General features: G+C 71.6%; 3 protein-coding genes and 1 pseudogene. 2 read left to right on the top strand and 2 right to left on the bottom strand.

Annotation, left to right across the window (positions count from 1 at the left end; genetic code table 11):
- Positions 1 to 450: 450 nt before the first annotated feature.
- Positions 451 to 1,359, bottom strand: a complete 909-nt coding sequence (locus VE546_RS26755; RefSeq protein ID WP_324926771.1) for a ribokinase — start codon at positions 1,357 to 1,359, stop codon at positions 451 to 453.
- A 107-nt stretch (positions 1,360 to 1,466) separates the two neighbouring features.
- Between VE546_RS26755 and VE546_RS26750 the strand changes: the two genes are divergently transcribed.
- Complete coding sequence (locus VE546_RS26750) at positions 1,467 to 3,692, top strand: ATP-dependent RecD-like DNA helicase (RefSeq protein WP_324926769.1); 2,226 nt, start codon at positions 1,467 to 1,469, stop codon at positions 3,690 to 3,692.
- Between the two features lie 133 nt (positions 3,693 to 3,825).
- The gene (locus VE546_RS26745) at positions 3,826 to 5,115 is read left to right on the top strand and encodes a citrate synthase (RefSeq protein WP_324926767.1); all 1,290 of its coding nucleotides are present in this window, start codon (positions 3,826 to 3,828) and stop codon (positions 5,113 to 5,115) included.
- Positions 5,116 to 5,555: 440 nt separating this feature from the next.
- On the opposite strand, the pseudogene VE546_RS26740 reads toward VE546_RS26745, so the two are convergent.
- A pseudogene (locus tag VE546_RS26740) lies at positions 5,556 to 5,699 on the bottom strand (haloacid dehalogenase); the annotation flags it as partial.

Genomic DNA, 5,699 nt, shown 5'->3' with positions numbered 1-5,699 from the left:
CCCGCTCGGCGGCGTGCCGCTCGCTCAGCCCGCGGGACTGGTCGACGCCCTCGTCGTCGTCCCGCTCGCCCTCGGCCTGGGACGGCGTCCACCCGCTCATGCGCCTCCTCCTTCGCTGCTCTGGTCCGCTCGGGACACCGGTCGAAGCCCTTGCCGGGTACCCAGGGCAGCGCCGAATCCACCCGGCCGCGCCGCCGCCGGAAAACTCGTGAAAAAAATTACGTCCCGCTGTGCAACCCTTCCGGAGCGTCGTGGGTCATAGCTGGTGTCGGCCGCACCGGGGGGGTGACGGGGGAGGGCCGACGGGGGGACACGAGGGGCCCGGCCGCACAGGCCGGGCCCCTCGTAACGTCTCGCGACGCCGTAGACGCCGTAGACGCCGTAGGCGCCGCAATGCCGTGACGCCGGCACCCGTACGGCACCGCCCGCGGCGGCACGGCGCCCCGCGCGTCACGGCTCCGGCAGTCCGTCCGGGCCGGGGAACGAGTCCTGCGCGCCCGGCCGGGTCACCGCCGCGGCCCCGACCCGCACCGCGAACCGCACGGCCGCCTCCAGGCCGTCGCCGCGGCCGAGCCGCCAGGCGAGGGCGCCGGTGAAGGCGTCGCCCGCGCCGGTGGTGTCCACCGCCTCCACCGCCGGGCTCGGCACGCGGACGGTTCCCCCGGAGGCCGACAGCAGCGCGCCGGAGGCCCCCAGGGTCACCACGACGCCGCGCGGGCCGCGCTCGCGCAGCGCCGCCGCCCACGCCTCGGGCCCGCCCCGCAGGGGCTCCCCGCCCAGCAGCCGGCGCGCCTCGTGCTCGTTGACGACCAGCGGGTCGCAGGCGGCCAGCACGTCGTCGGGCAGTGCTGCGGGCGGCGAGGCGTTGAGCACCACCCGGGTGCCGGCCCCGGCCGCCGCCCGCACCACCGCCGCGACGGTCTCGGCGGGCACCTCCAGTTGGAGGGAGACCACGGCGGCCCCGGCCAGCACCTCCCGGGCGGCGGCCACGTCCCCGGGGGCGAGGCGGGCGTTGGCGCCGGGCGAGACGACGATGGTGTTGTCCCCGGAGGGTCCCACCGTGATCAGGGCGACCCCGGTGGGGGCGTCGTCGGTCAGCACGGGGGAGGTGTCCACGCCCGCCGACCGCAGCGAGTCCAGCAGCATCCGGCCGTACGCGTCGTCGCCGACCCGGGCCAGGAGCGCCGTGCGCGCGCCGAGCCGGGCGGCGGCGACCGCCTGGTTGGCGCCCTTGCCGCCCGGGTGGACGGCGAGGTCGGAGCCGAGCACCGTCTCGCCGGGCGAGGGGTGGCGGTCGACGACGGTCACCAGGTCGGCGTTGGCGGACCCGACGACCAGCAGGTCGTGGCCTGGGGACATCCACAGCTCCTTCCGGGGGGACCGACACCAGATCGTGACCGCCGGACGGACACCGCGTCCACCGCCGGGATGTCCGGTTGTCGGCGTCCGGAGTTACGGTCTGTGACATGTCGTTCCAACCCGCCGTGCTCGAGGGGGTCCTTGAGCGCATCACCTACGCCAACGAGGAAAACGGCTACACGGTCGCCCGTGTCGACACCGGACGCGGCGGCGGCGAGCTGCTCACCGTCGTCGGCTCGCTGCTCGGTGCGCAGGTCGGGGAGTCGCTGCGGATGGAGGGCCGCTGGGGCTCCCACCCGCAGTACGGGCGGCAGTTCCACGTGGAGAACTACACGACGGTGCTGCCCGCCACCGTCCAGGGCATCCGGCGCTACCTGGGCTCCGGCCTGATCAAGGGCATCGGCCCGAAGATCGCCGAGCGGATCGTGGACCACTTCGGCCTGGAGACGCTGGAGGTCATCGAGACGGCGCCGGAGCGGCTGATCGAGGTGCCCGGGCTGGGCCCGAAGCGGACGAAGCTGATCGGGGCGGCCTGGGAGGAGCAGAAGGCCATCAAGGAGGTGATGGTCTTCCTCCAGGGCGTGGGGGTCTCCACCTCGATCGCGGTGCGCATCTACAAGAAGTACGGCGACGCCTCGATCTCGGTGGTGAAGAACCAGCCCTACCGGCTGGCCGCCGACGTGTGGGGCATCGGCTTCCTCACCGCCGACCGCATCGCCCAGGCCGTCGGCATCCCGCACGACAGCCCCGACCGGGTCAAGGCCGGGCTGCAGTACGCGCTGTCGCAGTCCGCCGACCAGGGCCACTGCTACCTGCCGGAGGAGCGGCTGATCGCCGACACCGTCAAGCTGCTCCAGGTGGACACCGGCCTGGTCATCGACTGCCTCGGCGAGCTGGCGGCCGAGGAGGAGGGGGTGGTGCGCGAGCAGGTCCCCGACCCGCAGCATCCGGCGGAGACGGTTTCGGCGGTCTACCTGGTGCCCTTCCACCGCGCCGAGCTGTCCCTGGCGGCCCAGTTGCTGCGGCTGCTGCGCACCGAGGAGGACCGCCTGTCCGCCTTCCGCGGCGTGGACTGGGAGGCGGCCCTGTCCTGGCTGGCCGGGCGCACCGGCGCCGAGCTGGCCCCCGAGCAGCAGGCCGCGGTGAGGCTGGCGCTGACCGAGAAGGTCGCGGTGCTCACCGGCGGGCCCGGCTGCGGCAAGTCCTTCACCGTGCGGTCGGTGGTCGAGCTGGCGCGGGCCAAACGGGCGAAGGTGGTGCTGGCCGCGCCCACCGGCCGGGCGGCCAAGCGGCTGTCGGAGCTGACCGGCGCCGACGCCTCCACCGTCCACCGGCTGCTGGAGCTCAAGCCCGGCGGGGACGCCGCGTACGACCGGGACCGGCCGCTGGACGCCGACCTGGTGGTGGTCGACGAGGCCTCGATGCTCGACCTGCTGCTGGCCAACAAGCTGATCAAGGCCGTACCGCCGGGCGCCCACCTGCTGCTGGTGGGGGACGTGGACCAGCTTCCGTCGGTGGGCGCGGGGGAGGTGCTGCGCGACCTGCTGGCCGAGGGCAGCCCGATCCCGGCGGTGCGGCTGACGCGGATCTTCCGCCAGGCCCAGCAGTCCGGTGTGGTGACCAACGCCCACCGCATCAACTCCGGGGTCCCGCCGATCACCCAGGGCCTGTCGGACTTCTTCCTCTTCGTCGAGGACGACACCGAGGCGGCCGGGAGGCTCGCCGTCGACGTGGCCGCCCGGCGCATCCCCGCGAAGTTCGGCCTCGACCCGCGCCGTGACGTGCAGGTGCTGACGCCGATGCACCGCGGCCCGGCCGGCGCGGGCACCCTGAACGGCCTGCTCCAGCAGGTCATCACCCCCGCCCGCCCGGACCTTCCGGAAAAGCGCTTCGGCGGACGGGTTTTCCGGGTGGGTGACAAGGTGACTCAGATCCGCAACAACTACGAGAAGGGAGCCAACGGCGTCTTCAACGGCACGGTGGGCGTGGTCACCGCCCTGAGCCTGGACGACCAGCGCCTGACCGTGCGCACCGACGAGGACGAGGAGGTGGAATACGACTTCGACGAATTGGACGAGCTTGCGCACGCCTATGCGGTGACCATCCACCGTTCGCAGGGCAGCGAGTATCCGGCGGTGGTGGTTCCGGTCACCACCGGGGCCTGGATGATGTTGCAGCGCAATCTGCTCTACACGGCCGTGACGAGGGCGAAACGCCTCGTGGTGCTGGTGGGATCCCGCCGGGCCCTGGGCCAGGCGGTACGGACGGTGTCCGCAGGACGGCGCTGCACCGCCCTGGACCACCGATTGCGCGGAATGCCACGCCCCGCGTAGCTTTCCGGAGGCACTCCGTGCCATCAGAGAGCCCACTGAGCGACCCCGAGTGCACCGCACGGCACATGGTGGGAGACAGTGGAGAGAAGTCAGGGCACCTCGAAGAAGAGGCACTACGTCGGTGAGGGATGACGTGAGCGACAACTCTGTAGTACTGCGGTACGGGGACGGCGAGTACAGCTTCCCGCTGGTGGACAGCACGGTCGGCGACCGTGGGTTCGACATCTCCAAGCTGCGCGCCCAGACCGGTCTGGTGACCCTGGATTCCGGTTACGGCAACACCGCCGCATACAAATCGGCGATCACGTTCCTCGACGGTGAGAAGGGCATCCTTCGCTACCGCGGCTATCCGATCGAGCAGCTCGCCGAGCACGGCACGTTCCTGGAGACGGCCTACCTGCTGATCAACGGCGAACTGCCCACCGTCGACCAGTTGGCGGAATTCAAGAACGAGATCACCCAGCACACCCTGCTGCACGAGGACGTCAAGCGGTTCTACGACGGCTTCCCCCGGGACGCCCACCCGATGGCGATGCTGTCCTCCGTGGTCAGCGCGCTGTCCACCTTCTACCAGGACAGCCACAACCCCTTCGACGAGAAGCAGCGGCACCTCTCCACCATCCGGCTGCTGGCGAAGCTGCCCACCATCGCGGCGTACGCGTACAAGAAGTCGGTGGGCCACCCGGTGGTCTACCCGCGCAACGACCTGGGCTACGTCGAGAACTTCCTGCGCATGACCTTCTCGGTGCCGGCCGAGGAGTACGAGCTGAACCCGGTCGTGGTCAACGCCCTGGACAAGCTCCTCATCCTGCACGCGGACCACGAGCAGAACTGCTCGACCTCCACCGTGCGCCTGGTCGGCTCCTCGCAGGCGAACATGTTCGCCTCCATCTCCGCGGGCATCAGCGCCCTGTGGGGCCCGCTGCACGGCGGTGCCAACCAGGCGGTGCTGGAGATGCTCCAGCGCATCCAGGCCGAGGGCGGTGACGTCGACTCCTTCATCCGCCGGGTGAAGAACAAGGAGGACGGCGTCCGTCTGATGGGCTTCGGTCACCGCGTCTACAAGAGCTTCGACCCCCGGGCGAAGATCATCAAGGCGGCGGCGCACGACGTCCTCTCGGCGCTCGGCAAGTCCGACGAGCTGCTGGACATCGCGCTGAAGCTGGAGGAGCACGCGCTGGCCGACGAGTACTTCGTCGAGCGCAACCTCTACCCGAACGTCGACTTCTACACCGGCCTGATCTACCGGGCCATGGGCTTCCCGACCACCATGTTCACGGTGCTGTTCGCGCTCGGCCGCCTGCCGGGCTGGATCGCCCAGTGGCACGAGATGATCAAGGAGCCGGGCTCCCGCATCGGCCGTCCGCGCCAGATCTACACGGGCGTCGTCGAGCGGGACTACGTCCCGGTGGAGCAGCGCTGAGGGCCGGTGCCCCGCACCGCCTCCGCTCCCGGAAGGCCCCGTTCCGCACCCCAGGGTGTGGAGCGGGGCCTTCCGCTTGCGGTCGGGACGAGGAAGAAGGCGGGGCATGGAGAAAAGTGACGCAGGTCACACGGATTCCTGGGTAACCATCCGGGGGTCTGGTGTGTCTAAGGGGGTGGCGTCGGTACTCCGGCGGAGCCGCCGCCGCCCGTCGTGCTCGTCTGTGGGGGACGAGGACGGTGGTCCGCGAGCGACGTGCCTCGGGGGAGCTTGAGCGGCCCTCCCGCCCGCACGTCGCCCGGCAGACGCCCGGCCAGGATCCCGTGGGGGGAGTCCATGACCGGGAGAAGGGAAGCGCCTCGTGGCGGGCCCGTGGGGGGACCCGTCGCGGGGCGCTTCCGATGTGTGGGGCGCTTCTCGCGCGGGGCCACCGGGACCGCTCAGCGGAAGGTGCGCAGCCGCAGGCTGTTGGTGACGACGAAGACCGAGGAGAAGGCCATCGCGGCGCCGGCGATCATGGGGTTGAGCAGGCCGGCGGCGGCCAGCGGCAGGGCGGCGACGTTGTAGGCGAAGGCCCAGAACAG

The sequence above is a fragment of the Streptomyces sp. genome, from assembly GCF_035644915.1.
Taxonomy (GTDB): Bacteria; Actinomycetota; Actinomycetes; order Streptomycetales; family Streptomycetaceae; genus Streptomyces.
Note: the sequence above shows the minus strand (reverse complement) of the source record. Positions and strands in the feature narration are given on the sequence as shown.

Bases quoted from the DNA above. Each gene is read 5' to 3' on its own strand.
- VE546_RS26755 (WP_324926771.1), bottom strand. From the start codon at position 1,359: ATGTCCCCAGGCCACGACCTGCTGGTCGTCGGGTCCGCCAACGCCGAC.
- VE546_RS26750 (WP_324926769.1), top strand. From the start codon at position 1,467: ATGTCGTTCCAACCCGCCGTGCTCGAGGGGGTCCTTGAGCGCATCACC.